General features: G+C 65.7%; 18 protein-coding genes. 14 read left to right on the forward strand and 4 right to left on the reverse strand.

Translation table 11 applies throughout. From position 1 onward, the window contains the following. Positions 1–272 precede the first annotated feature (272 nt). Positions 273–1,415 (reverse strand): sensor histidine kinase, encoded by a 1,143-nt coding sequence (locus sphst_RS19700; protein ID WP_051916464.1) that lies wholly within the window; start codon positions 1,413–1,415, stop codon positions 273–275. Continuing rightward, positions 1,405–2,706: a sigma-54-dependent transcriptional regulator gene (locus sphst_RS19705; protein ID WP_234387768.1), complete on the reverse strand. Its 1,302-nt coding sequence runs from the start codon at positions 2,704–2,706 to the stop codon at positions 1,405–1,407. The genes sphst_RS19700 and sphst_RS19705 overlap by 11 nt, the downstream gene beginning before the upstream one ends. A gap of 102 nt (positions 2,707–2,808) precedes the next feature. Here sphst_RS19705 and sphst_RS19710 point away from each other — a divergent pair, with 102 nt between their 5' ends. From sphst_RS19710 to sphst_RS19745, 8 genes are all read left to right on the forward strand, one after another. Further along, positions 2,809–4,044 (forward strand): efflux RND transporter periplasmic adaptor subunit, encoded by a 1,236-nt coding sequence (locus sphst_RS19710; RefSeq protein WP_031394907.1) that lies wholly within the window; start codon positions 2,809–2,811, stop codon positions 4,042–4,044. 23 nt (positions 4,045–4,067) lie between these two features. Continuing rightward, the gene (locus sphst_RS19715) at positions 4,068–4,778 is read left to right on the forward strand and encodes an ABC transporter ATP-binding protein (RefSeq protein WP_107046042.1); all 711 of its coding nucleotides are present in this window, start codon (positions 4,068–4,070) and stop codon (positions 4,776–4,778) included. A 32-nt stretch (positions 4,779–4,810) separates the two neighbouring features. Further along, positions 4,811–7,237, forward strand: coding sequence for an ABC transporter permease (locus tag sphst_RS19720; RefSeq protein ID WP_031394909.1), 2,427 nt, complete (start codon positions 4,811–4,813; stop codon positions 7,235–7,237). A gap of 33 nt (positions 7,238–7,270) precedes the next feature. Further along, the gene (locus sphst_RS19725) at positions 7,271–9,694 is read left to right on the forward strand and encodes an ABC transporter permease (protein ID WP_107046043.1); all 2,424 of its coding nucleotides are present in this window, start codon (positions 7,271–7,273) and stop codon (positions 9,692–9,694) included. Then, positions 9,687–10,934 (forward strand): TolC family outer membrane protein, encoded by a 1,248-nt coding sequence (locus sphst_RS19730; RefSeq protein ID WP_031394911.1) that lies wholly within the window; start codon positions 9,687–9,689, stop codon positions 10,932–10,934. The genes sphst_RS19725 and sphst_RS19730 overlap by 8 nt, the downstream gene beginning before the upstream one ends. Before the next feature lie 597 nt (positions 10,935–11,531). Then, complete coding sequence (locus tag sphst_RS19735) at positions 11,532–12,830, forward strand: M16 family metallopeptidase (protein ID WP_031394912.1); 1,299 nt, start codon at positions 11,532–11,534, stop codon at positions 12,828–12,830. A 24-nt stretch (positions 12,831–12,854) separates the two neighbouring features. Next, positions 12,855–13,178: a hypothetical protein gene (locus sphst_RS19740; RefSeq protein ID WP_031394913.1), complete on the forward strand. Its 324-nt coding sequence runs from the start codon at positions 12,855–12,857 to the stop codon at positions 13,176–13,178. A 289-nt stretch (positions 13,179–13,467) separates the two neighbouring features. Next, positions 13,468–16,077 carry a TonB-dependent receptor gene (locus sphst_RS19745; protein WP_234387769.1) on the forward strand — a complete coding sequence of 870 codons (2,610 nt, stop codon included), beginning with the start codon at positions 13,468–13,470 and terminating at the stop codon, positions 16,075–16,077. A 210-nt stretch (positions 16,078–16,287) separates the two neighbouring features. Here the strand turns inward: sphst_RS19745 and sphst_RS19750 are convergent, their stop codons facing one another. Then, a complete protein-coding gene (locus tag sphst_RS19750; protein WP_031394600.1) occupies positions 16,288–16,587 on the reverse strand; it encodes a hypothetical protein in 300 nt (99 codons plus the stop codon). A 286-nt stretch (positions 16,588–16,873) separates the two neighbouring features. Next, positions 16,874–17,389, reverse strand: a complete 516-nt coding sequence (locus sphst_RS19755) for a hypothetical protein (protein WP_107046044.1) — start codon at positions 17,387–17,389, stop codon at positions 16,874–16,876. 649 nt (positions 17,390–18,038) lie between these two features. On the opposite strand from sphst_RS19755, the gene sphst_RS19760 reads away from it, so the two are divergent. From sphst_RS19760 to sphst_RS19785, 6 genes are all read left to right on the forward strand, one after another. Continuing rightward, the gene (locus sphst_RS19760; RefSeq protein ID WP_159043718.1) at positions 18,039–19,112 is read left to right on the forward strand and encodes a helix-turn-helix domain-containing protein; all 1,074 of its coding nucleotides are present in this window, start codon (positions 18,039–18,041) and stop codon (positions 19,110–19,112) included. A gap of 339 nt (positions 19,113–19,451) precedes the next feature. After that, entirely contained in the window at positions 19,452–20,081 is a 630-nt protein-coding gene (locus tag sphst_RS19765) for a protein-L-isoaspartate O-methyltransferase family protein (RefSeq protein ID WP_107046053.1), read from the forward strand. Between the two features lie 8 nt (positions 20,082–20,089). Further along, positions 20,090–21,619: a TolC family outer membrane protein gene (locus tag sphst_RS19770; protein ID WP_031441331.1), complete on the forward strand. Its 1,530-nt coding sequence runs from the start codon at positions 20,090–20,092 to the stop codon at positions 21,617–21,619. A gap of 35 nt (positions 21,620–21,654) precedes the next feature. Next, positions 21,655–22,254 carry a DUF2497 domain-containing protein gene (locus tag sphst_RS19775; RefSeq protein WP_199849033.1) on the forward strand — a complete coding sequence of 200 codons (600 nt, stop codon included), beginning with the start codon at positions 21,655–21,657 and terminating at the stop codon, positions 22,252–22,254. 148 nt (positions 22,255–22,402) lie between these two features. Further along, positions 22,403–24,004 carry a histidine kinase famiy protein gene (locus sphst_RS19780; protein WP_081877761.1) on the forward strand — a complete coding sequence of 534 codons (1,602 nt, stop codon included), beginning with the start codon at positions 22,403–22,405 and terminating at the stop codon, positions 24,002–24,004. 39 nt (positions 24,005–24,043) lie between these two features. Next, the coding region (locus sphst_RS19785; protein ID WP_159043719.1) for a class I tRNA ligase family protein at positions 24,044–25,491 on the forward strand (1,448 nt) is incomplete at its 3' end.

Genomic DNA, 25,491 nt, shown 5'->3' on the forward strand with positions numbered 1-25,491 from the left:
GTTGATCTAAGCGGACGGTATGGAAGGATGATCGCGGCTATCGGGAGTCCTGAGGGAGAAAATGTGCAGAACCAGTGCAGCAAGTCGGTCATGATGCCGATCTCTTCTGCCGACGAAGTTACTCCGAACGACAGTGAGGCTGGCGACCATACCGGGCAATCATGGGACCTGAACAAAAGTCCGGTTTCGGCAAGCAGCCAAGGCGCGCTGAACGTCCAGAGCTGGGTCAGATCTGTTGCGCAATGTGCTGGTGGTACATGTTGTTCGAAACGCTAAGCTCGCGGCAGGGTCATGCGAAATATGGTGCCGGGGCCGTTCACGAGCGTGAGGCTCCCGCCATGAGCTAGCGCAATTTGTCGCGCAAGACTGAGGCCGATGCCATTACCGCCTGGCTTCGTCGTATGAAATGGTCGGAAGACTAGCGTGGAATTAGACGGGGCGATACCTGCGCCATTGTCCATGACATCGATAACGAGCTGGGCTTTGACATGGTTTATCGACAGGTTGACCCGCGCTTCGCTCGATCGCGCCGCTTCTGCCGCATTCTGTAGTAGAGCCCAAAGCGCCTGATCGATCTGATCGCGGTCTAACGACCATGTGAGGCCGTCGTCAACTTCAACCGAAAGCGTAATATCCGGCCAGCGTCCGACGCTTAGCCGCGCGAGATCGTCCGCTATCTCGCGAAGGTTCGTTGATCTCATTATAGGGCCGGGCAGGCGGGCTAGCGCACGATAGGCTTCGGTGAAGCGCTGCAATCCCTCGGCACGACGGGCCAGCGTGCCGAGAATCTCACGCAGGAGGTCGAGATCGACGCCCGGTCGGTCAACGGCCGTCACCCCACTTTCGGCAAGCGAGGCGATCGGCGTCAGGCCGTTGAGCAATTCGTGCCCCAGCACTTGGATCATTTCGGTGGTCGCTCGCGCTTCGGCCACGCGCTCCTCCTGTTCGATATCGATCAATGCGGCGACCGCGCGGTGGTCCGAGACGGTGACGCGGTCGATCCGCCAACGTCGGCCTTCGTGGCTCAGATGGCTCACACCCGGCTGGTAGAGTGCCGCAGGGATTGGGAGAATGCGGTCGTCGGTCGCGAACAGCGTGCGGGCGGCACGGTTGAGAGCCCGAGCTGCGTTGCCCTCAATGGCGAGCAGAGGAGTCGGCGCGGCGTCGAGCAGGACGCGCAAGATTAAAGCGTCGGCGTCCGCTTCGGTTGAGGTCGATGGTTGAGGAGCGGCCCGCGGACGCATTATTGCCCACCAGACGAGCGTCCCCAGCCACGCGGCGATCAGCGTTGAGCCTGTCAGCAGGCCCCACAGGCCGATCCGCCATGCCGTCGCTCCGGCGATTCCAGACGCGACGAGACCGATGCTTGCGAGGATCGCGCAAAGGCTTCTGCTCGCAGGCAGTCTAAAGCCCATAGCGCGCCATGCGACGATACAGCGCGCCTCGGCTCAGCCCGAGCGCGGTGGCAGCATGGGTAACGTTGTGGCGATGCTCGCGCAGGGCCGCCTCGATCAGCGTCCGTTCGGCATCGGTTAGATCGAACGCTGTGTCGGATACGCCGGCCGCGATCGGCGCATCGGCCGTTGGAGAGGTGAGTATCGCTGCGTCGATGATGCCGCCATCAGACAGAAGCACGGCGCGCTCGACGGTAAGTGCCAGCCCGCGCACATCGTCGGGCCACACGGTCGCGCGGATCGCTGCCACGGCTGCTTCGCTCAACGTCGGCTCTGGCTGACCGAACCGGTCCGCAGCAACACGGGCGAAATGCCGCGCGAGCAGGACGGCATCGTCGTCGCGGGTGGTTAGGGGGGGGACGGGGACTTCAATGGTGCAAAGTCGCCGACGCAGCGCCGGTGTCAGGGGCGCTACGGTCCTGGCAATCGCGATGCAGCGCAGGCCGGGCGGGAGGCGGTCAAGCAAGCGCGACTGGGCGATCGCGTCGAGCTCATCAGGATGGCGCAGGATCATGGTGTCCTGGGCATCGTCGAGCCGAGCCCATGCCGCCGCATCGCGCAGGTCGATCCGTATCGGCGCCGTGTCGGCGTGCGGCGACGCCGCGTGGATCGCGAGCGCGGTCAGCGTGCGGCCGCTGCCCGGGAGGCCGGTGATGGTGACGCCCGCTGGACTTGGCGCGATTCGGCGGATGAGGTCGCGCAACCGGTGCATCGCCGTGCTTTCGCCGAGCAGCCGCGCCGGCTCACTTTCGGCATATCGGGGCGGCACCGTGCCGACGGTTGGGCCACGCGCGATGGCGCCTTCGACCTTGGCGATAAGCTCTGCGTTGCGCCACGGCTTCATCATGAAATCGCTTGCACCGGCCTGCATCGCCGCCACCGCGATCCGTATGCCGCTATGGGCGGTGATGATCACGACGCGGGCGTTCGGATCGTCGGACATGATGCGAGCGAGGCAGGCCATTCCTTCGCTGCCGCTCGATTCACCCGCGCTAAAATTCATGTCCAGCAGGATGGCATTGTAGCAGCACGCCGCGAGCCGAGAGAAGGCGTCTTCCGGCGTGGCCGCGACATCCAGCCGGTGTCCTGCCATGCGGAATACGATCTCCATCGCCCGAGCCACCGCCTGATTGTCGTCGACCAGCAGGATGGTGGCGGCAGTTGACATGGCCTCGGACCGTCCATTGGTGGACGGTGCGTCCATTTTCGAACGGCCGCCCGGTGGGGTAATCGTGTTAAGCGGCTGATTCATAACGATTTAGTCTTTCGGGCGGTGATCGGCGACACTGGAACCATGATGCCCGAACAGCCCGCACACGCAACTGCTTCTGCCAGCCCATCCGCGGGCGCGGCAATGGACCGCCGGGTCGACCGGCATGCGACGCCTTGGTGGCGCAACCCGCGCGTGCTGATCGCGGTGGCGCTGATCGTAGCTGCGGGCTTGGTGTGGCGGTTCCTGCCGGCCAGCGGATCGACCGACATGGCTGCGGCCGACGTCGAGACGGGCATCGTCGCGCGTGCACCATTCGCCGACTATTTGCCGGTGCGTGCCACTGTCGCGCCGCGCGTCACCACGCTGGTCGGCGTGTTGTCGGGCGGACAGGTCGAAAAACTGCTCGTACAGGACGGTACGATTGTCGTCGAAGGCCAGCTGCTCGCGACGCTCGCTAACCCGACGCTGAAGCTCGACGTGCTGACGCGCGAGGCGCAGATCGCGAGCCAGCTCGGCAGTGTCGCAGGTGAGAATCTGGGAATCGAGCGTAACCGCCTCGATCGCGCCGGCCAGATCGCACAGGCGAACTACGACCTGATCAAGGCGCATCGCGAACTGGGCATTCGCCAGCAGCTTCATGACAAGGGCTTTGTGTCCGATGCGGGGGTGCGGAGCTTCGCCGAGGAGGCGGCGTACCAAGAAAAGCGCCTCGCGCAGTTGCAAGCGGGCGGTGCGGCGGAGGCACGCATCACCGCCACGCAAGGGCGGCGGCTGGATGATACGCGCGGGCGGCTGGAGAGCAACCTGTCGGCGGTGCGCGCCGGGCTCGACGCGCTTGTGATCCGCGCGCCGGCGGGTGGGCGATTGACCAACTTCACAATCCAGCCGGGCCAGACGCTCAAGGCTGGTGACCCTGCGGGGCAGGTCGACAGCGAAGGCTCGTGGAAGCTCGAAGCGGACGTCGACGAATACTATCTCGGGCGCGTCGCGGTGGGGCAGGCGGCGACGGCTGGTGACGCACGGCTGCGCGTGTCGAGGGTGTTGCCGGCGGTGAAGGACGGGCGTTTCCGCGTCGAACTGACGTTCGTCTCAGCCCCGCCGGCCGGACTCAACCGCGGCCAGACGCTCGACAGCCGGATCACGCTGGGCAGCACCGCCCCCGCACTCGTCGCGCCGGTCGGCGGCTGGCTGGAATCGGGCGGCGGCGCGTCTGTCTTCGTGCTCGACGCCGACAGCCGTCACGCCCGCCGCCAAGCGGTCAAGACCGGTCGGCGCAATCCCGAGCAGGTCGAGATCCTGTCCGGCGTGGCCACCGGCGATCGCATCGTCACCTCCGGTACCGCGACCGTGAGGGGCGACATCCTCAACCTCCACTAGACCCATCTTCCGAAAGGCTTCACGTGATCCATCTCCAGAATATCCAGCGCCGCTACGTCTCCGACGAGGTCGAGACGACCGCGCTCGCCGATATCGACCTGCACGTCGAGGCGGGCGAGTTCGTGGCGATCATGGGCCCGTCGGGGTGTGGCAAGTCGACTCTGCTCAATATGCTCGGCACCGTCGATCATCCGACCGGGGGCAAGTATCTGTTCGACGATCGCGATCTTGCCGCACTCGACGAGAAGGCACTGGCGCAGTTCCGCGGCGCCACGCTCGGTTTCGTGTTTCAGAGCTTCAACCTAATCGACGAACTGACGATCGAGGAGAACGTCGCGCTCGGGCTGGCCTATCGCAAGGATGATGGTGGCAAGAAGAGCGGGGCCGGCAAGGGGATCGGAGACCGGCGGGCGCGGGTCGCCGCTGCGATGGACAAGGTCGGCATCGCCCACCGTGGACGGCATTATCCACACCAACTGTCGGGCGGGCAGCAGCAACGCGCCGCGATCGCCCGCGCGATCGTTGGGGCGCCCAAGCTGATCCTCGCCGACGAGCCGACCGGCAACCTCGACACCGCCAATGGCGAGCAGGTGATGAATATCCTCGCCGGACTGAATGACGAGGGCGCGACGATCGTGATGGTCACGCACTCTCCCAGCCACGCCGACATGGCGAAGCGCCGCATCGACATGCTTGACGGCCGCATCGTCGCGTCCGCCGCGCGCGCGGTCTGAGCCATCCCCTCGCCCGAAAGGCCAAGCGCGCGATGAACCGTTTCGCCCTGCTCTCGCTCTACCGGTCGCTCACGCGTCACAAGCTGCATGCCGCGCTGAACATCGGTGGGCTCGCGGTTGGCATCGCCGTGTTCCTAGTTCTGAGCCTGTATGTCCGGTTCGAGACGAGCTTCGAGACGTGGTTGCCGCGACACCGGGGCATCTATGTCGTGCAAAGCGCGCTGCATCTGCCGGGCAATGCGTTCAACGGCGCCTATCCGGGAACGATGTCCGGGATGCTCGAGCAGATGCGCGATGATTTTCCGGGCCTCGTCGGCACGCGTATCCGCGGCGGCAAGGGCGGCGGCACCGTGTTGCGCGGCGATGACGCCACCAAGGAGGATGTCGCGCAGGTCGATGCGGCGTTCTTCGACGTGTTCGACCTGCCAATGGTGCGCGGCGAGGGCGCGCGCGCGCTGGCCGATCCGGCCGCCGCTTTGGTCAGCCGCTCTGCCGCGCTAAAATTCTTCGGCACCACCGATCCGGTCGGGCAGACGATCCGGATCGCGGTCGATGCGCCCGCCAATTACCGCGTCGCGGGCGTGTTCGAGGATCTGCCGGCCAACAGCGACCTCCACTTCTCGATCCTGCTGCCGATCCCGCGCACACCGCCGCCTGCCGAGTGGGCGTGGTATAAATGGGGCACCGCGTCGCTCTGGACCTATCTGCGTTTCGAGACGCCCGGTGCGGCGCAGCGGTTTCAGCAGGCGTTGCCGGCTTTCATCAAACGCCATGCGGGTCAGGATCTCGGGCCGGCACCGACCGATATCTTCTCGCTGCCGCTGGTCCCAATCGCCGCCGCGCATCTGCGACCGGTTGGCGAGGAGAGCGGGGGACGCAAGATGACGGTCGCGACGCTCGGCATCGTCGGGCTGCTGACGCTGCTGATCGCGATCGTGAACTATGTGAACCTCGCCACCGCGCGGGCCAGCCTGCGCGCGCGAGAAGTGGCGATGCGCAAAGTGCTCGGCGCGGACCGGGCCGCGCTGATCTGCCAGTTCCTCGGCGAGGCGATTGCCACCGCCGCGCTCGCCGCTTTGCTCGGCCTGATCCTCGCCGAGCTTGGGCTGCCGTTCGTCAACGCGGCGGCGGGGCTGGCGCTCACGATTCCCTATGTGGTGGTCGCGCCGTCGCTGGCATTGGTCGTGCTGGTTGTCGGTCTGCTCGCCGGCTTCTATCCGGCGTTGCTGTTGTCGCGCTATCCCGCCGCGGCGGTACTCGCGTCGGCGCGCGCGCCGGGCGGCGGGCGCGCGGGAACGCATCTGCGCGAGGCGCTGGTGGTGTTCCAGTTCGGTCTCGCGATCGCGTTCGTCACCGGCACAATGATCCTCGCCGCGCAGACCACGCATGTCCGCACGGCCGATCTCGGGTTTAGGCGCGAGGGACTGCTGACCGTCCCCTCGTTGCTGGACAAGGCGATCTGGCCGGCACGCGCGACCGCGATCCTCGCAGCGTTACGCACCGTGCCCGGTGTCGTGTCGGTCGGCGTTGGCGGTACCGGACCCGGCGGCGACGGTAGCGCCAATGTCGATGTGATCGAAAGGCCGGGACGCCCACTCCCGGGCCTTTCGGTCGGCACGATCACGACGGGGAAGGACTTTTTCCGCACCTACGGCGTCACGCTGCTGGCCGGACGTCTGTTCGACGATGCTCATAGCGCGGACGATTCGAGCGACTGGATGGCATGGCCGAAGGGGCGCAATATCGTCATCAACCGCAAGGCCGCGGCGGCGCTCGGCTTCCGCTCGCCGACCGAAGCGATCGGCAAGACGGTCGGCGGCGGCATGCCGCGCACGATCATCGGCGTGATCGACCAGCTCCGCTTCTACGCGCCACGCGCGCCGAACCAGGCGACATATTACGTCTATTATCGCGATATGCCGCCGACTCCGGTGGCGGCGATCCGCTATGCGGGCGACCGCAAGGCCGTCATCGACGCGGTGCGCGCGACATGGCGGCGGCTCGCGCCCGAGGTTCCGCTGTCGGTCGAGACTGCCGAACAGCGGCTCGCGCCCTTCTACGAAGCCGACGATCATGCCGCGCGGCTATTCGGCATCGGCGCGGGGTTGGCGGTGCTGATCGCCTGTGTCGGGCTATGGGGCCTGGCCTCGTTCACCACGACGCGGCGGATTCGCGAGATCGGCATCAGGAAGACGCTCGGCGCATCGTCCGCCGACATCGTCCGGCTGCTGGTCGGCCAGTTCCTCCGCCCCGTGCTGATCGCCAATCTGGTCGCCTGGCCGCTCGCCTTCGTCGCAATGCGGACCTGGCTGGCCGGGTTCGACGACCGCATCGCGCTGTCGCCGCTCTACTTCGTCGGTGCGAGCCTGCTCGCGCTCGCAATCGCGCTGTTCACCATCGTCGGCCAGTCGCTCCGCGCCAGTCGTGCCGCGCCGGCTTGGGCGCTGCGTCATGACTGATCCCGTCACCTCCTCTCGTTCGGATCACGCGCAATGAACCGTTTCGCCCTGCTCTCGCTGTACCGGTCGCTGACCCGCCACCGGCTCTACGCCGCGCTCAACATCGGCGGGCTGGCGGTGGGGATCGCCGTCTTTCTTGTCCTTGGGCTGTATGTCCGGTTCGAGACGAGCTTCGAAAAGTGGCTGCCGCGCCACGACGGCATCTATGTCGTGCAGACGGTGTGGAACCTGCCCGGAAGCCCCGTGAACGGCGCCTATCCGAACACGATGGGCGGTCTGCTGGACCAGCTGCGCGAGGATTTTCCCGGTATCGTCGGCACGCGTATCCGCGGCGGCGAGAACGGAGGATCGGTGGTCCGCGGCGGTGTCGCGACGGCCGAGGATGTCGCGCAGGTCGACGCAGCGTTCTTCCGGGTATTCGACCTGCCGATGGCGCGGGGTGACGGCCGCAATGCGCTTGCCAGCCCGACCAACGCGCTGATCAGCCAGAGCGTCGCGCGCAAATATTTCGGCACCACCAACCCCGTCGGCCAGACGCTGACGGTCGCGACCGATGCGCAGACCAGTTACCAGATCGCCGGCGTCTTCCGCGATTTGCCAACGACCAGCGACCTGCGGCTCTCGATCCTGATCCCGCTGCCGCGGACACCTCCGTCGGAAAACTGGTTCCACTGGGGCAGTACGTCGCTCCAGACGTTCCTGCGGTTGGATACGCCGGCCGCAGCGCGCGCGTTTTCGCAGACGATGCCGTCGTTCGTGAACCGGCGAGGCTTGGCGGATCTCGGCAAGAACGCGTGGGACACCCAGCGGATCGCCGTCCTGCCGATCGACCAGCTCCATCTTGAACCGACCGGATCGCAGAGCGCCAGCCGCAAGATCACCGTCGTGACGCTTGGGCTGGTCGGGCTGCTGACGCTGATCATCGCGGTCGTCAATTACGTCAACCTGGCGACCGCACGCGCCGGTCTGCGCGCACGCGAGGTGGCAATGCGAAAGGTCCTGGGCGCCGACCGCGCCACGCTGGTCCGGCAGTTCCTGGGGGAGGCGGTGCTGACCGTGATCGTTGCGGGCCTGACCGGGCTCATTCTCGCCGAGCTCGGACTGCCGCTGGTCAATGCGGCTGGAGGCTTGTCGCTGAGCATCCCCTATGCACTCGTCGTACCCGTGCTAGCGGTGCTCGCGGTGGTGGTGGGGATCGTCGCGGGCTTCTATCCGGCGGCGGTGCTGTCGCGGTTTCCCGCGGCGGCGGTGCTGGCGTCGGCGCGTTCACCAGGCGGCGGCCGCGCCGGAACCCGCACGCGCGAGGCGCTGGTCGTGCTCCAGTTCGCGCTGGCGATCGCGTTCATGATCGGCACCACGGTGCTGGTCGCGCAGACCCGCCATGTTCGTCAGTCTAATCTCGGTTTCAAGCGCGAGGGGCTGCTGGTACTCCTGTCGATGCGCGACAGCCTCGTCGACATCACCCAGCGTCGCGCGGTCATCGCGGCGATCCGCGATCTTTCCGGCGTCACCAGTGTCGCCGTCGGCAACACCGCGGTCGGCGGCAGCGGCGAAGACAATAGTGACAACGTACCCTTGCCGGGCGTTGCCGGTCCGGGACCGTCGCTCCGCTGGTCGATCGTCGGGCCGGCGTTCTTCCGCGTCTACGGCACGCGTCTTCTGGCGGGGCGGGTCTTCGACGAGGCGCACCGCGCGGACGACGATCTGTCGCGCGCCAAGGGAGCACCCTTGGCCATCGTCATCAATCGGCGCGCGGTCGCCGTGCTGGGCTTCCGCTCGCCCGAGGACGCGGTTGGCAAGACGGTCGGCGGCGACCGGCCGCGGACGATTGTCGGCGTGGTCGACGACATGCGCTTTTCCTCGCCGCGCGAACCCAACAGCGCGGCCTATTATATCTATTACCGCGAGCCCGAGCGCACCAGCACGGCGGTTGCATCGATCCGCTTTGCGGGCGACCCGCGCGCGATGCTCGACGCGGTGAGGAAGGTCTGGCAGCGGACCGTGCCGCAGGTGCCGTTCGCCGCCGACACCGCCGATACCCGCCTGAACGCCTTTTACGAGACCGACGACCGCGCCACGCGGGTTTTTGGCATCGGCGCAGCGCTGGCGGTGCTGATCGGTTGCGTCGGGCTGTGGGGTCTGGCCTCGTTCAACACCGCGCGGCGGATCCGGGAGATCGGGATCAGGAAGGCGCTCGGCGCGTCGTCCGCCGATATCGTCATGCTCCTGGTCGGCCAGTTTCTCCGCCCCGTGCTGATCGCCAACGTCATCGCATGGCCGCTCGCCTTTGTGGCGATGCGGACGTGGCTGGCCGGGTTCGACGACCGGATCGCGTTGTCGCCGCTGTATTTCGTCGGCGCCAGCCTGCTCGCGCTCGGGATCGCAGTGCTCACCGTGCTGGGCCAGTCGCTCCGCGCTAGCCGTGCCACGCCGGCCTGGGCGCTCCGCCATGACTAAGTGGCTGGCATTGATCGGCGTGGCGTTCCTTGCTGCACCGGTTTCGGCGGAAAACCTTCGCGAGGCGATAGCGACGGCCTATGCGACCAACCCGCAACTCGGTGCAGCACGGGCCCGCCAGAAAGCGCTCGCCGAGAGCCCGGAGCAGGCGCGTGCGCTCGGTCGCCCGACCGTGTCCGCCAACGCGGGGGCGGGGTATGACCGGCTGGGCTATGGCCGTGCAGGATCGGCATCGGTGAGCGCGGCGCTGCCTATTTGGACGGGAGGTCGGGTACGATCGGCAATCCGTGCCGCGAACGCCGACGTCGCGGCCGGTGCCGAAGCTGTCCGCGATACCGAAGCTGCAATCCTGGAAGGAGTCGTCGGGGCTTATGCCGATCTGCTCTACAATCAACAGGCCGTGGAGGTGGCACGGGTCGGCATCGAACGGCTCGACGACCAGGTGGCCGAGGCGCGTGCGCGGTTCGGATTGGGGCAGGCGACGCGTACCGACGTGGCCCAGCTCGAATCGCAACGCGCTACCGTCGTGGCGAACCTTGCCGATGCCGAGGGCGCGCTGGCGATCGCCGGGGCCGCTTACCGCGCCGCAGTCGGGCAGGACGCCGGCATCCTGTCGGCCGAGATCGCGCCACCGGCCGTCCTGCCGACTGACCGTGACGATGCGCGCAACGCCGCCCAAGCTGGCAACCCTGCACTGCTCCAGCAACGCCACGTCGTCGATGCCTCCACGGCCCGGATCGACCAGGCCCGTGCCGACCGCGCGCCGTCACTCGATTTCACCGGAACCTATGGCCGCGGCGGCCGAATCGCGTACGACGGCGTGCGCGGTTACGAGGCGGCCGCCTTGGCCGGCCTCGCATTTCGACTGCCGTTGCTGACGGGAGGCCTCGTGCCCTCGCACATCCGTCAAGCCGAAGCGATGAATCGCGCCAGACGGTTTGAGGCGGATGCCGCTCTTCGCGAAGCTGTACGCAGCGCCGACGCGGCATGGGCGTCGCTGGTCGCCGCGCAGACCCGGTTGCAAGCGAATATTGAGGGCCTCGCGGCTGCCGATCTGGCGCTGAAGGGCGTACGCGCCGAATACGGATTTGGCCTGCGCACGACGATCGATATCCTCGTCGCCGACCAGAGTTACCGCGGGGCGCAACTCGCAGTTGCGGCGGCGCGTGCCGACATGTTGGTCGCCCAGGCTGCGTTGCTAAGGGCAACAGGCCGGTTGAGCCCGCTGGCCTATCGCTGACGATCGATTAGTGCTTCTAATCACATAACGTCGGTGCAGCAGGCTAACCTGTCTCGACGCCGAATCTTATAACTGCGCGATGCGATCTAAGGGCTACCATTGATCGGATTGCCGAAAATCGAGTGCAGCGCCTAGCCGACATCGCAACTGCATCAAGTGACATTGGAGTACCTGAATGAGTGTCTGACGTCGTGAGGTGACGAAGGGGCGCGAATGGCCGATTATGGATCTCCGCTGACGCAAAGTCCTGTCCGGAAGCCTCGCGCGATCTGCCACCTTGTCGCCTTAAAGACCTTGGATGATCCGCCAAGTTTCGTTCCGGGCCGGCGAAGGAAGGCAGGCCGGACATCGGTAGGAGGCTGGAAGTTGCGCTTTAGAGTATTTGCGAGCAGACTTCTACGACTAGGCGTCGTTGCCCTATCCTCCAGCGGGTCCGCCATACATGCGGGCGACGGGCATCGTACCGCGACAACCGCTGTAAAATCGAACGCTGCACAGAAAGTTGATTGGGCGCCTGTAGTTAGTGGGCGTCTTCCGAACGGTGTACGCTATGCGATCCTCCCAAGGCAGGGAGACGAACCTGGCATAGGCCTCCTCATGCGAAACGAAGGTGGCTTCATCGAGGAGCAGCGGCCGGGCGAGCGCGGGCTGACACACCTTATCGAGCATCTCGTATTCGTCAGTCCAACGTTAAACGCGCCGAACGATCTGCATTATCTGCCGAAGATCGGTTTGCCGCTGACTTTCCCCGCACCTTCCGCCGGTACGACGAGCTGGCGCGAGACCAATTACTTCGTGTCGACCAAGACGACGCGGACGGCCGACTTAGACACATTGCTGCGTCTGTTCCGCGAGGTCGCAACCGATCTCACGTTCAGGTCCGATGCAGTGGACGACCAGCGTGCGGACGTGATGCGCGAGATGGCTGGCAGGAAGCCCGGCAACGTGATCTACGCCGATTACATCGCGGACGTAGCACCTGGATCTCCGACCGACGTGATCGATGGGCAGAATTCTGACGACGTACCGACAGCGAGCGTGGAAACGATCCGCGCCCTATACCGCCGCCTGTACCGACCAGAAAACATGATGATCGTGATCGTCGGAAACGTCGATCCGACCACCGCGAAGGCTCTTATCACCCAACGTTTCGGAAGTTGGAAAAGCATTGGGTCGCCTGTCGTCCACGTCCCTGTTCCGCGCGTGCGTTACGATCGCATCGCGCCGATCAGTTTCTCGGCTCTGCCGCAGGGGCGCAGGACGGCGCTGATCACCGTGGCAATGCCGACACTTTCGTCACGCGGCCCCAAAAGATCGCAGATGGACGCAGAGCTCATGGACAGGCTGGCGATCCGTGCGGTCAACAATCGACTGGGCAGAGCTCAGCCAGGCAGTCCGTCCGGAAAGGTCGGAATGTTCATCGAGAATGGCGAGCAAGGCCACCGGCTTATCATGCTGTGGGACAATTTCACGGGCGACGCATGGCAGCCCGCACTGGTCGACCTAAAACGTACCACATGCGGACTGGGTACGGCGGGCTTCTCTGCGGACGAATGGGACAGGGCGAGGCGTGACCTGATCCAGGAGCTCGAGCAAATTACCGGAGACATGGGCCACGCCAAGAACGTTGAACTGGCAAAGGATCTATCTCACGCCATCGCCGCGGACAAGGAACTGATCGCACCGAGCGCTTTGCTGCAACGTGCTCGGATCTGGTTGCCGACGATCGATGCGAGCACCGGGAGTGCCTGGTGGCGTCGGCAATGGCAAAGCGGCCACGAACATGTCCGGGTCGAAGCACCGGAGCTCGCTCGGGTGGTGGACCCCCGTCAGGCGATACGGACCGCGCTCGATGCAGCATCGTCGGGGGCCGCCTGCCGCCCACTGCGGCACTAACCGAGCCGGAACAGGGAGACACGGATGGCCATCGTCCTCATCATCGCAGCGCTCGCGTTGCAGACCGGGCCCACGACGGTCGTTCCAAACGTCGTTGGTTTTGACCTTGCCAAGGTGCGCCCCAGAGAACCGACGTGCCTGGACCGAGGGCAGTCGGACGAGCTCATCGTGTGCGCTCCAAAGGGGATGGACATCTGGCTGGGTGCCGTAAGCGGATTTGCTGCCAAGCCCCTCAATGCCGAATTCAAAGGGCCGTTAAACGCCGAGACGACCATCCACGTCATTCAGCAAAAGAGCCCCGTTGCTACGACCCCGGCAGCGGCTGTGACATTCAAATGGCGTTTCTAGTAGCTCCCCGTCGCGGAAAATCTCGTTTTCAACTGCTATCCAGACAGGACCGCGTCTGCGGTCGAAAACCGTATAACGATCTAGGCCATGGCCGTGGTGCGTCCGCCAAAACGTGTTTCCAGATTGTTGTGATCAGACGACATTAAAAGCGAACAGGGGACCATCTGGCCGGCTAACGCATCGAGAACGAACCAGACTCTGCTCATGCCCTTCCCATTTCCCGAAAGCGCCGCATTCCGAACACGATGGCTCGCTCCACTCTGACCAACCCATTCGCGAGACCGTCACGATGATCGAATACCACAGACTTCGTGATTTCCTACCCACGAGGTGCCAGTTACAGGTTGTTGCTTATCGGACGGCGCTCGCCATTCTGGCAGGGTGTGCGGCATGTTCCGGGGAGGGAACGGCTCAGGAGATACCTCCGGAGGCACCATCGTCCGGCAAGGACGACATCGTCATCACGGCTCAACGGATCGCCGGTAGCGCGGTTGGAGCGGTAGATCCGACCGCGACCTTGGATCAGGCGGCGATCCAGGCGCTGGGAGCGACCGATCTGAAGACTTTGCTCGAACGCCTGAAAACGCTCACGACGTCGGCGAGCGGCGGTGACCCGGTCTATCTGCTTAACGGTCGGCGGATGTCGAGCATGAACGAGCTCTACAGCCTGCCGCAGGAAGCGATGGAGAAGATCGAGGTCTTGCCGGAATCCGAGGCTGCACGCTTCGGTTTCCCCGCCACTGTTCGCGTAATGAACTTCATCACCAAAAAGACGTTTCGCGCCGTCAAGTATCAGCAGGCCACCGGCACCACGACGGAGGGTGGGGGCGCGACGAACTATGTCGAGGTAACCGCTGCCCGTATCGACGGCCCGCGCCGCGCAACACTGACCATGTCGCATCTGCGGCTCAACCCGATCCTGCAAAGCGAACGGGCGATCGTGCCCGATCCGGACACGCTGTATGCGCTTGGCGGCAATATTGCGGGGGTAGGCGGGGGTAGCATCGATCCCGCACTGGACGCCCTGGTCGGTAATCCAGTTACGATCGCCGCAGTGCCGAACGATCCGGCAAGTCGGCGGACGCTGGCAGGCTACGTCTCCGGTGCCGGTGCGCCTGCAGTTACCGATGTCGGGCGCTATCGCTCGCTCCAGCAGCGCAGCGACCGAATCTCCGTCGACGGTACCGTCGCCGCGCCGATCGGCAAGTCGATGAGTGGGTCTCTCAACCTGTCGATGGAAGCGCAGCAGAATACTGGCCTTAATGGTCTGGCGCCCGCGCGGCTGAGCGTACCGGGGGGGATTGGCGTGCTGCCCTTTGCCAGTGATGTCCTGCTGTACCGCTATCTGCCCGACGCGGTGCTCCGGCAGCGGAACACGAGCCTGACCCTGCACGGTTCGGGCTTGGTGCAAGGCAGTATGCGGCGTTGGGGATGGAACGTCACGACCAGCTACGACCGAGTGCAGGGGCTGGCGCGTTCGCAACAGGGCGTCCCGATCGACGACTTCCAGGCCTCGATCGATGCGGGCGGCGATCCGCTGGCGATGCCGAGCCCCGAAGCATCCGCGCTGCGTCAGGACTATCGAAGCCGGACCGTGACCGGCACGTTGCTGACGAAGGCGGTCGCGAACGGTCCGCTGGTCAAGCTGCCGGGCGGCGACGCGCAGATCACGCTGTCGGGCGATTACGCACGATCGAGTAGTTCGGGCAGCCTACCGGGTTTGCAACAGTCGACGCTGGACCTCACGCGCACGACGAAGGGGGCAAGCGTCAATGCGGATCTTCCGATTGCCTCCGCCAATCAGGACGTGCTCGCGTTCCTCGGGCAGTTGTCGGTCAACGGTATGATCGGGGTCTCGGACGTGTCCGATTACGGTCGGTTGGTGAGTTCCAACTATGGCCTGACATGGTCGCCGGTGCGACCGATCCAGCTGATCGCGTCGGTAAACGACGCGCAGACCCCGCCGGCGATCGCGCTGTTGACCAATCCGACGGTTACCACCCCGAACACGCCATTTTTCGACTTCACCACCGGCACCAGCGTGCTCGTCACGACGATTGCCGGTGGCAACACTACCTTGGCCCCGGAACGCCGACGGATCGTTACGCTGGGCGTGGCCGTATCGCCGATCAAGGCAAAGGATCTACGGCTTACCGCCAATTATCTCGAAACGCGTATCGGCAATCAGACGGCGACGTTGGGCAGCGCCACCGCCGCATTCCAGAGCGCGTTTGCCGACGCGTTTCAGCGCAACGCGGCAGGCCAACTCGTCAGTGCCGACCTGAGGCCGGTCAATATCGCCCGCGAACGCGAAAAGAAGATGCAGGTCACGCTCAGCCTGTCGACGCCGATCGGTCGTACCCCCCGGCCGCCGACGCCGCCCGCCGGGACCGCCGCGAAGGACAGCCCGCCGCCAGCCGCGCCCAAGCCCAGGCCGCAAATCTATGTGTCGATGACCACGACGTGGCGGCTCGACGATCGCCTGTCGTTGCGCAGCGATTTACCGGCGCTCGACTTGCTGGATGGCGAAACGCTGACCGGCACCGGCGGGCGGCCCCGCTGGGAAACCGAACTGAACCTGAGCGGATCGCTCGGGGCTGCGAACATTGGGCTGTACGGCCGATTGCAAGGGCCGACCCGAATCCGCAGCGACCTAGGGGCGTCGGACCTTCGCTTTTCGGGGCGGACGTGGCTCGTGCCCTACGCATCTCTCAAGGTCGAGCAGATCGTCAAACGTCCCTGGGCAAAAGCCATGATGCTGCAGTTCACCGTCGAGAACGTGCTGAATGACCGGATCAACGTGCGCGATCGGCTTGGCCGCGTCCCAAACCGTTTCCAAGCCGCGTACATCGATCCGTTAGGTCGCTCCGTCCGACTCGGTCTGCGCAAGCTTTTTTGAAACCTGCGGCTCGTGGATTGCTGCAAACGGTGGGTGTTTGAAGCGGCTCTGCCTTGCCGGATCGGATTCTGCAGCTTTAGGTAACGATGTGCTTCGATGACTGACGCCGACCGCGGCGAGGAGGCCGGTACGAGCAGACGCAGCGAAGCACTGCGGCCAAGATCGTCACTGTTGGGCGGACGCCAGGCGCATCGAGGCAAGCGGCATCGATCACCCTGCGGATGCGTCCTGCGCGTTGTGGTCGAACAGCCCCGGCAGAGGGTGCTGCGGATCCGCGGCAGCGGCCTCCTGCATAGCGGCAATCCGGCGTACCGTGCGCTCGTTCCGACCGTCGCGCCAATGCTCCCGGACGAAGGCCGCAGCGGCGTCGAGGTCGAGGACGAACGGCTTGCCGTACCGGCCGTGCTGAATCACCGGGAAGTCATCGCGCGCCGCAATGAACCGCGCGATCGACGGGACGCTCGGCATGCCTGCGATCTGACCGAGGTCCGCGAGTGTACCGACGTTCATCGGCCGCACTTGGCGTGAGAAAAATTAATGGAGGCGGCGGTGGGCTCCATCGCGGCGACGTGCCGTCGATCAACAGTAGCGCCGTAAGACGACATAGCTGGTCTACGGGCAGCGATAGCGCCCGTGGAGGATTGCAAAGCATCAGATGGGCTGGCGATGCGCGACGGCGATCCCACGACGAACCGCCATACTGAAAACTGCCCAACGTAGAAAAAATCCCTGCGTGAGAACGATAGCGGTCTAGGGGGCGAAGCCCCTGTGAGGTTTTGCCCCCCCCCCCGCCTACTCACCGGTCGAACAACCCGAGGACACGTTGGGCTGCCTCTGCTGGGCTTGCCCGGTCGCCATCGGCAACGATGGCGTGGCGAAGGTCGAGCAACGCTGCGAGGACAGCATCAAGCTTGCTCAGAAGTTGGCTCGAACTCGTTGGCGCTGCTTGCGCCGATCCCCGGAACGGGTTTGGCAGGTTGTCCGCAATGTCGGGATACGATGTGGCAAACCCGGCATCGCCATAGTGAACGCCGTTACTTTGGATGCGGCGATGACCGGCAAGCTCCATCTGTTGACGAATCGCGCTGAACGTCAACGTCGGCTCTCCGTTCAGCGTGGCCCATGTGAGATAGGCCTCCCGTAGCTCGCGAGCCCGGATGCGCGAGCCGCCGATGTGACGAACGGACGAGCGATAGAAGCGCTCAAATGAAGTAGCGAGCGTGAGTGGAAGGGGTCGCCCTTCCAGCCGGAAATCGTGAGTCATTAGTGCACCTTCCATTTCAACAGGCCAAAGCACGGCAAAAAACGGCATGAATCAGCCGTTTCTTGGTGAAGTAGTTATTGAGAGATGTGATTTTGGAAGTAGTGGAAGGATAATCAGGGGTAATCTCGTGCGCACACGCGCTGGCGCGCATGTGTACGAGGGGACCGCGAAAACCTATTCCACCCCTTCCAAAGTACCGGAAAACAGCCGATTTCGTGGTTCCAAACGTGGTTCCACGCGGAACCTGCTGTACTTCCACTTCCACGTCGGGTCCGGGTAAGAACGCAGGCTTATGGATGGAAGTCGAAACCGACAAATCGACCAGCCGGGGTCCGGGGCGCATCAATCCAGAACCGCAGGCGCAAGTATCTTCACCACGAAATAGTTCGCAGTTGGCTTGTAAGTCCTTGATTTCAGGTGAGCTAGAAAGCGGCGAGAAAGTGCGAACTATCGCAGTTTTATGCCGGTTTGGCGAGGATTTGCAGTCCTCTACGTCACCACTCCGCCATCGGGCCTCGATGCGGAGCGCGCAAATGCGGGCTTTTGTGCGGCGGGTCAACCGGGCGATCGCGTTTGTGGGCTAAAATAGTCGCGGGGTGTGCCACGGCGGTGCGGTGCCGGGGTGGGGGACGGCTTGCACGCCGGCGATGGATTGGGCACGATACGGTCCAATCCCTGGCTTCATATGGAGTATCTTTTGGACGTGATGCAGGTGTCCGGGGGAACGAACCGCGCAGGGCTGGCGCCCGATGTCTTCGCGATGCCCGCGGGCATGGCGATCCGATATGACCAGCCCTGCGACGCGCTCACCGACCTCATCACCGGCTATCATGTCTATCGCGCGACCGGTCCGGCCAGCATCGACCAGGTCAACCGCTTCCTGCCGGGGACGGCCAATGTCCGGTTCGCGTTCGAGGCGGGGCCGATCAGCGTGGCGATCGGCCGGCGGACCTTCGGGCCCCTGCCGGCAGCGACGCTGTACGGCCCGACGGGCACCGCGCTGAAGGCGACGACCAATGGCGGCATCATGATCGGGTTCGGGGTCAGCGCGCTGGCCTGGAGCCGGTTGTTCACCCGGTCGGCGGCGGAGTATCGCGACCGGATCGTGCCGCTTGCCGACGCGCTCGGGCCGGTCGCGACCCAGCGTCTGACGACCGCACTGCGGGCGGCCGAGCGCGACGACCAGGTCGCGCCGATCCTCGATGCCATCCTGTGTGATCTGCTCGGGCCGCCGCACCGCGAATCCGCGACGATCCGTCAGCTTACCCGGCTGATCGGGCAGGACGGCGGCGATGACGTCGCCGCGGTCGCGGCCAAGCTGGCGATCAGCCCGGACACGCTGCGGCGGCTGGCGGTGCGTCATTTCGGCTTCACCCCCAAGATGCTGTTGCGGCGCGCACGGTTCCTGCGCTCGTTCCTGCGCGTGTTCCGGACGCCCGGCGGCACCGATTATTCGGCGATCGACCCGAGCTATTTCGACGTGTCGCATTTCCTGCGCGACGCCGGCACGTTTCTCGGCATGACGCCGCGGCGGTTCATGGCGATGAGCACGCCGTTTCTCGACGCGAGCGTCCGCGCGCGCGCCGCCGTGCTCGGCGCGCCGACGCAGGCGCTGCAGGTTCCCGCCGAGACCAGCGAGCGGATCATCAGCGCGGTGCCGACCCGCCGGGCAACGAAGATCGATACCGCCCCCGATTCCACGCTCACCCCCGTCATCGACCCGGCGGAAATTCCAATGCCCGATCAGGGCGCGCCCGTGCTAGGCGCCTGAGCGAGGTGTTGCCGCATTCTGCGTGCGCCCTCGGCGTCCCGCCCGCGGCATTTCGGTGTCACACGGGCGGGCGGGGCGCCCTAGTCCCGGCATCCGGCCCCTGTGCCATTCCGACCTCTGTGCCGTTCCGAGCCGGGCCGTCTCGCGCGATTCGCCACAGGTCGCTTGGCGCGACGCTGGCGGCACGATAGAGATTGACGCAAGCGAACAAGTGTATTGCGCAACTAAAACAGCTGTGCGACAGGATGGGCCATGACGACGATCAGCATCGATACGAACTCCACTACCCGCACGCGTGCGGCTGTCGGCACGTCCGACGGCGGTCCCGATTTCGCGGTCATGCGTCACGCCATGGTGGCCAGCCAGCTGCGCACCAACGCGGTCAGTGACCAGCGCGTCGTCGCGGCGATGGCGCGGGTGCCGCGCGAGGCGTTCGTGCCTGACGATGTCCGGTCGATCGCCTATCGCGACGCACCGATCCCGCTCGGCGGCGGTCGCTATGCCAATCTGCCGATGGCGACCGGGCGGTTGCTGACCGAGGCGTATCTGACCGCCACGGACCGGGTCCTGCTGATCGGTGCCGCGACGGGCTACACCGCTGCGGTGCTCGCCGAGATCGTCGGCACGGTGGTTGCGGTCGATAGCGATGCGTCCTTGCTTGGCACCGCGCGCGATGCGCTGGGTGCCACCCCGACGGTCGAATTGGTCGAGGGGCCGATGGCGCAGGGCCATGCCGCGGGCGCGCCCTATGACGTGCTCGTCATCGACGGCGCGGTCGAGGCGATCCCCGATACGCTGGTGGCGCAGATCCGGTCGGGCGGCCGCATCGTCGCCGGGATCGCGGATCGCGGCGTGACCCGGCTCGCATCGGGACGAAAGACCGATGGCGGCTTTGCACTGGCGGCGTTCGTCGATGTCGAGTGCGTGACGCTGCCGGGTTTCGAAACACCCAAACCCTTCAAGTTCTGAGGCACATCATGCCGCGCGCCGCTCAAGTCCGCCGTCTGCTCTCGGGTGTTGCGCTGCTATACAGCGCTGCACCGGTCCATGCGGAGACGCTCCGCGAGGCGCTGGTCAAGGCCTATACGACCAACCCGACGATCACGGCGCAGCGCGCGACGCTGCGCGCGACCGACGAGAATGTCCCGATCGCGCGTGCCTCCGGGTTGCCCTCGGCGAATGCGACCGGCGATTACACCGAGTTCGTCGTGACCGCGGCGAACAGCTTCATCGCCTTGCCGCGTCAGGTCGTGGCACGCGCGAACGTCTCCGTGCCGCTCTATCAGGGCGGGCAGGTGCGCAACTCGGTCGCCGCGGCCAAGACGCGGGTCGAGGCGGGCCGCGCGACGCTGCGCGGTACCGAGGCCGATCTGTTCACCAACGTCGTCGGCGCCTATATGGACGTGATCCGCGACGAGGCGATCGTCGGCCTGAACACGCAGAATGTTCGCGTGCTCGACATCAACCTCCAGGCCAGCCGCGACCGGTTCCAGGTCGGCGACCTGACCCGCACCGACGTCGCCCAGTCCGAGGCGCGGCTTGCGCTTGCGCGGGCGCAGCTCCAGTCGGCCGAGGCGCAGCTGATCACCAGCCGGGAAAACTATATCCGCTTTGTCGGCACGCCCGCCGGCACGCTCGATACGCCGCCGACCCTCCCGCATCTGCCCGACAGCCCCGCCCTGGCGGTGACGGTGGCGATCGACAATAATCCCGTGCTGATCGCGGCGGCGAAGGAACGCGACGCGACGCGGTACGATGTCGGTGTCGCGCGGGCGAGCCGCCTGCCGCAGATCAGCGCGACCGGCGGCGCCAGCTACACCAACTATCTCGGATCGGCGTCGACGACCGACGGCAGCATCAACACCTTTCCCAATGCGAACAAGGCGGTGCAGGCGGGCCTGTCGCTGACGATGCCGCTGTTCCAGGGCGGTCGTCCCGCCGCGCAGGTCCGCCAAGCCGAGGCGTTTCAAAGCCGCGCGATCGAGAATGTGACCGCCGCCGAGCGCAATGTGATCGCGCAGGCACGCTCGGCCTATGCCGTCTGGCGTTCGTCGGAACAGGTGATCCAGTCGTCCGAAACCGCGGTCAACGCGAACAAGCTGAGCCTCGAGGGTGTCAGGGCGGAAAATAGCGTCGGGACGCGCACGATCCTCGACATTCTCAACGCCGAGCAGGAGCTGCTCAACAGCCAGGTGACGCTCGTGACGGCGCGGCGCGACGCCTATGTCGCGGGCTTCGCGCTGCTGGCGGCGATGGGGCAGGCGGAGGCGCGCGATCTCGGGCTCGACGGCGGCGTGCTGTACGATCCAGTCGCCAATTACGACCGCGTCCACAAGAAGATCTGGGACTGGGGCGGTGATGGCGAGCCGGTGCCGGTCGCGACGCGTACGGTTCAGTCCCCCACGCAGGACGCGGCCGTACGCCGTGAACTTGACCCGTTGCTCGACAGCCCGGTTGACAGGAACCCGGCATTGACGACAGGTAAGGATGCGCCGAGCCGCCAATAGGGGCGCGTGGGGCGACGGGGTTTGGAATGGTCCGTATGGGGGATATCAGCGCGGAGCCGTCGATGGAGGAAATCCTCTCGTCGATCAAACGCATCATTGCCGAAGAAGGCGACGGCATGCCCAGTCGCCAGCGGCGCCACCAGCGGGCGATGCCCGCATCGGCGGCCACCGATTACGCGGCCGATTACGACGACGACGCGATCGACGACGATGAAATCCTCGAACTGAGCGACCCGATGCCGATGGTTGACCGCACCCCCCGCCCGCCGAAGTCGCCGGTGCTGACCTCGGTCGACGCCGCGCCGGAACCACGTCAGGCGCCGCCGCGGAGCCAGCCCCAGCCGCATGTCGCGTCGCCGGCCGCGCATGCGCCCCAGCAGCATGCTCCGCAGCCTGCAGAAGAGCCGGCCCAGCCGATCATGTCGCGCGAAACCGCGGCGGCGACGCGTGCGCCGCTCGAGGCGCTGACGCGGATGATGGTCAAGCCCGAGGGAAGCAGCGACGGCACGCTCGAGGGTCTGGTCCGCGAGATGCTGCGCCCTATGCTGCGCGAATGGATCGACGCGAACCTGCCCGACATGGTCGAGGACATGGTCGCGCGCGAGATCGCCAAGATCATGAACCAGCAGCCCTGACCGGGCAGGCCGCAGCGTTTCGCGCTGCGGCCTGTATCGGGACCTGGCCGGCTGGCGACGATCGGACACTGCTCGCCGGGTTCTGGTCCAAACGACTGTAATGTCACGACGAGCGGAACCGTGACGGTTCCGCTATGGTTGTTGGCAAATGTCCGATCACAGTGTGTCCGAGCCTAAAATCCCCGCCCGTCTCGCCGCTCAGGGCGTCCGGGGCGATATCGCGCCGGCCGATGCCAGCAGCGACATCTTCTTTGCGGCGGTGCGGACCACGCGGATGCCGATGGTGGTGACCGACCCGCATCGGCCCGACAACCCGATCATCTTCTGCAACGACGCCTTCTCGTTCATGACCGGCTACTCGCAGGACGAGATCCTGGGCTATAATTGCCGCTTCCTGCAGGGCCCCGAGACCGACCGCACGGTCGTTGGCGAATTACGCGCCGCGATCGCCAAGCGTGAGGAAGTCTCGGTCGAGATGCTCAATTATCGCAAGAACGGCTCGACCTTCTGGAACGCGCTCTACGTCTCGCCCGTGTTCGGCGATGACGGCGAGCTGCGCTATTTCTTCGCGAGCCAGCTGGACATCTCGCGCCGCCGCGAGGCGGAGGAGGCGCTGCACGAGGCGCAGCGGATGGAGGCCGTCGGCAAGCTGACCGGGGGAATCGCGCACGACTTCAACAATCTGCTGCAGGTCATTCAGGGCTATGCCGACATCCTCGACGCGCGGATCGACGCAAGCGATCGATCGGCGCGACGGGCGGTCGATGCGATCTCGACCTCGGCCTCGCGCGCGGCGACGCTCACGCAACAGCTGCTCGCCTTCGCGCGCAAGCAGGAATTGCGCGACCGGCTGATGAACCTCAACCAGCTGCTGGGCGATTTCCGGCCGATTCTCGACCGCAGCATCGGCAGCGGGATCACGCTGAAGCGCGACCTGGCGGCCGATCTGTGGAATTGCCGCGTCGATCCGGTGCAGGCTGAGATGGCGCTGCTCAACATCATCGCCAATGCCCGCGACGCGCTCGACGGCACGGGCGAGATCACGATCACGACGCGCAACGCCGTCCTTCCCGAGGATGGCGGTGTCGCGAGGCTCGAGCCCGGCGAATATGTCGTGCTGAGCATTCGCGACAACGGGCCGGGGATCGACCCCGGCACGGTCGACAAGATCTTCGAACCCTTCTTCACGACAAAGGAGATGGGCAAGGGTGCCGGGCTGGGCCTCGCGATGGTCTACGGCTTCGTCCGGCAGTCGGGGGGCCTTGCGACGGTGCGCAACCTCAGCGGGGGCGGTGCCGAATTCTCGCTCTACTTCCCGCGCGCGAGCGGCGCGGTCGAGCGCAAGTCCGCGGGGCCGATCGCACCGCATACGGGCGGTGCCGAGCGCGTGCTTATGGTCGAGGATCAGCGCGAAGTGGGCGAGCTGGGGCGGACGATCCTCGAGGATCTCGGCTATGACGTCGTCCTGGTCAACAGCGCGCGCGCCGCGCTGGACACGCTCCGTCAGGACTCCGAATTCCGCCTGCTGTTCACCGATATCCTGATGCCCGGCGGCATGAACGGCGTCACGCTGGCCCAGTCGGTGCGGCGCGACTATCCGCACACCGCGGTGCTGCTGACGACGGGCTTTGCCGACGAGGCGATCGACGAGGGCAGCCGGTCGTTCGAACTGATCCGCAAACCCTATCGGCGGAATGAGTTGAACGACCGCATCCGGGCGGTGCTCGACAAGCCGGGGGCGCGGACGTGAGGCTGGTCTAGCCCGGACACGCTCGCTAAGGCACGGGGTATGAGCGAGCTTCCCAAAACCTTCGACCCCGCCTCCATCGAATCGCGCTGGTATGCGCATTGGGAGGCCGGCGGCCAGTTCCGCCCCGATCGCCCGAACGCGGAACCCTGGACGATCGTCAATCCGCCGCCCAACGTCACGGGCAGCCTGCATATCGGCCATGCGCTCGACAACACGCTGCAGGATATCCTGACGCGCCATGCCCGCCTCAAGGGCAAGGACGCCCTCTGGGTGGTCGGCACCGATCACGCGGGCATCGCGACGCAGATGGTCGTCGAGCGCCAGATGGGCGCGATGACCCCGCCGCAGAAGCGCACCGACCTTTCGCGCGAGGACTTCATCGCCAAGGTCTGGGCGTGGAAGGAAGAGAGCGGCGGCGAGATCACGCAGCAGCTCCGCCGCTTGGGCTGTTCGATGGACTGGGCGAACGAACGCTTCACGATGGACCCGGGCTTTTCGAAGGCCGTCCTCAAGGTGTTCGTCGACCTGCACAAGCAGGGGCTGCTCTACCGCGACAAGCGCCTCGTGAACTGGGATCCGGGCCTCGGCACCGCGATCAGCGACCTCGAGGTCGAGACGCGCGAGATCAAGGGCAGCTTCTGGCACCTGCGCTATCCGCTCGCCGACGGATCGGGATTCATCGAGGTCGCGACGACGCGGCCCGAGACGATGCTCGCCGACATGGCGGTCGCGGTGAACGGCGCGGACGCGCGCTACACCGCGTTGATCGGCAAGCAGGTGAAGCTGCCGATCACCGGACGGCTGATCCCGATCATCGCCGACGACCATGCCGATCCCGAGCTCGGATCGGGCGCGGTGAAGATCACGCCGGGGCATGACTTCAACGATTTCGAGGTCGGCAAGCGGGCAGGGATGGCCGCGGGCGCGATGCTCAACATGCTCGATGCCAAGGCGCGCGTCGTGCAGGTGTCCGACGGGCTGATCCCCGCCGAGCTGCTCGGGCTGACGACCGCGGAGGCGCGCAAGGCCATCGTCGCGCAGCTGAAGGCCGAGGGCTTCCTGATCGCGCATCTCGACAAGGACGGCGTCGAGCACGACGCCGAGCCGCGCACGATCCAGACGCCGTACGGCGATCGCTCGGGCGTGGTGATCGAGCCGTGGCTGACCGACCAATGGTATGTCGACGCCAAGACGCTCGCACAGCCCGCGATCGAGGCGGTGCGCGTCGGCGCGATCGATATCGTGCCCAAGACCTGGGAGAAGACGTTCTTCAACTGGATGGAGAACATTCAGCCCTGGTGCGTGTCGCGCCAGCTGTGGTGGGGGCATCAGATCCCGGCATGGTTCGGGCCCGACGGTACGCCGTACGTGGCTGAAACCGAGGCCGAAGCGCAGGCGCTCGCCGGCGCGGGCGCCTGGCGTTCGAGCCGTGCGAGCGTCGCCGCACTCGCATCACGAACGTGCAGCGGCAGACGCGCGCCCGGCGG

Origin of the sequence: Sphingomonas sp. STIS6.2, from assembly GCF_000732685.2 — a bacterium.
In the GTDB taxonomy this organism is placed as follows: Bacteria; Pseudomonadota; Alphaproteobacteria; order Sphingomonadales; family Sphingomonadaceae; genus Sphingomonas; species Sphingomonas aerolata.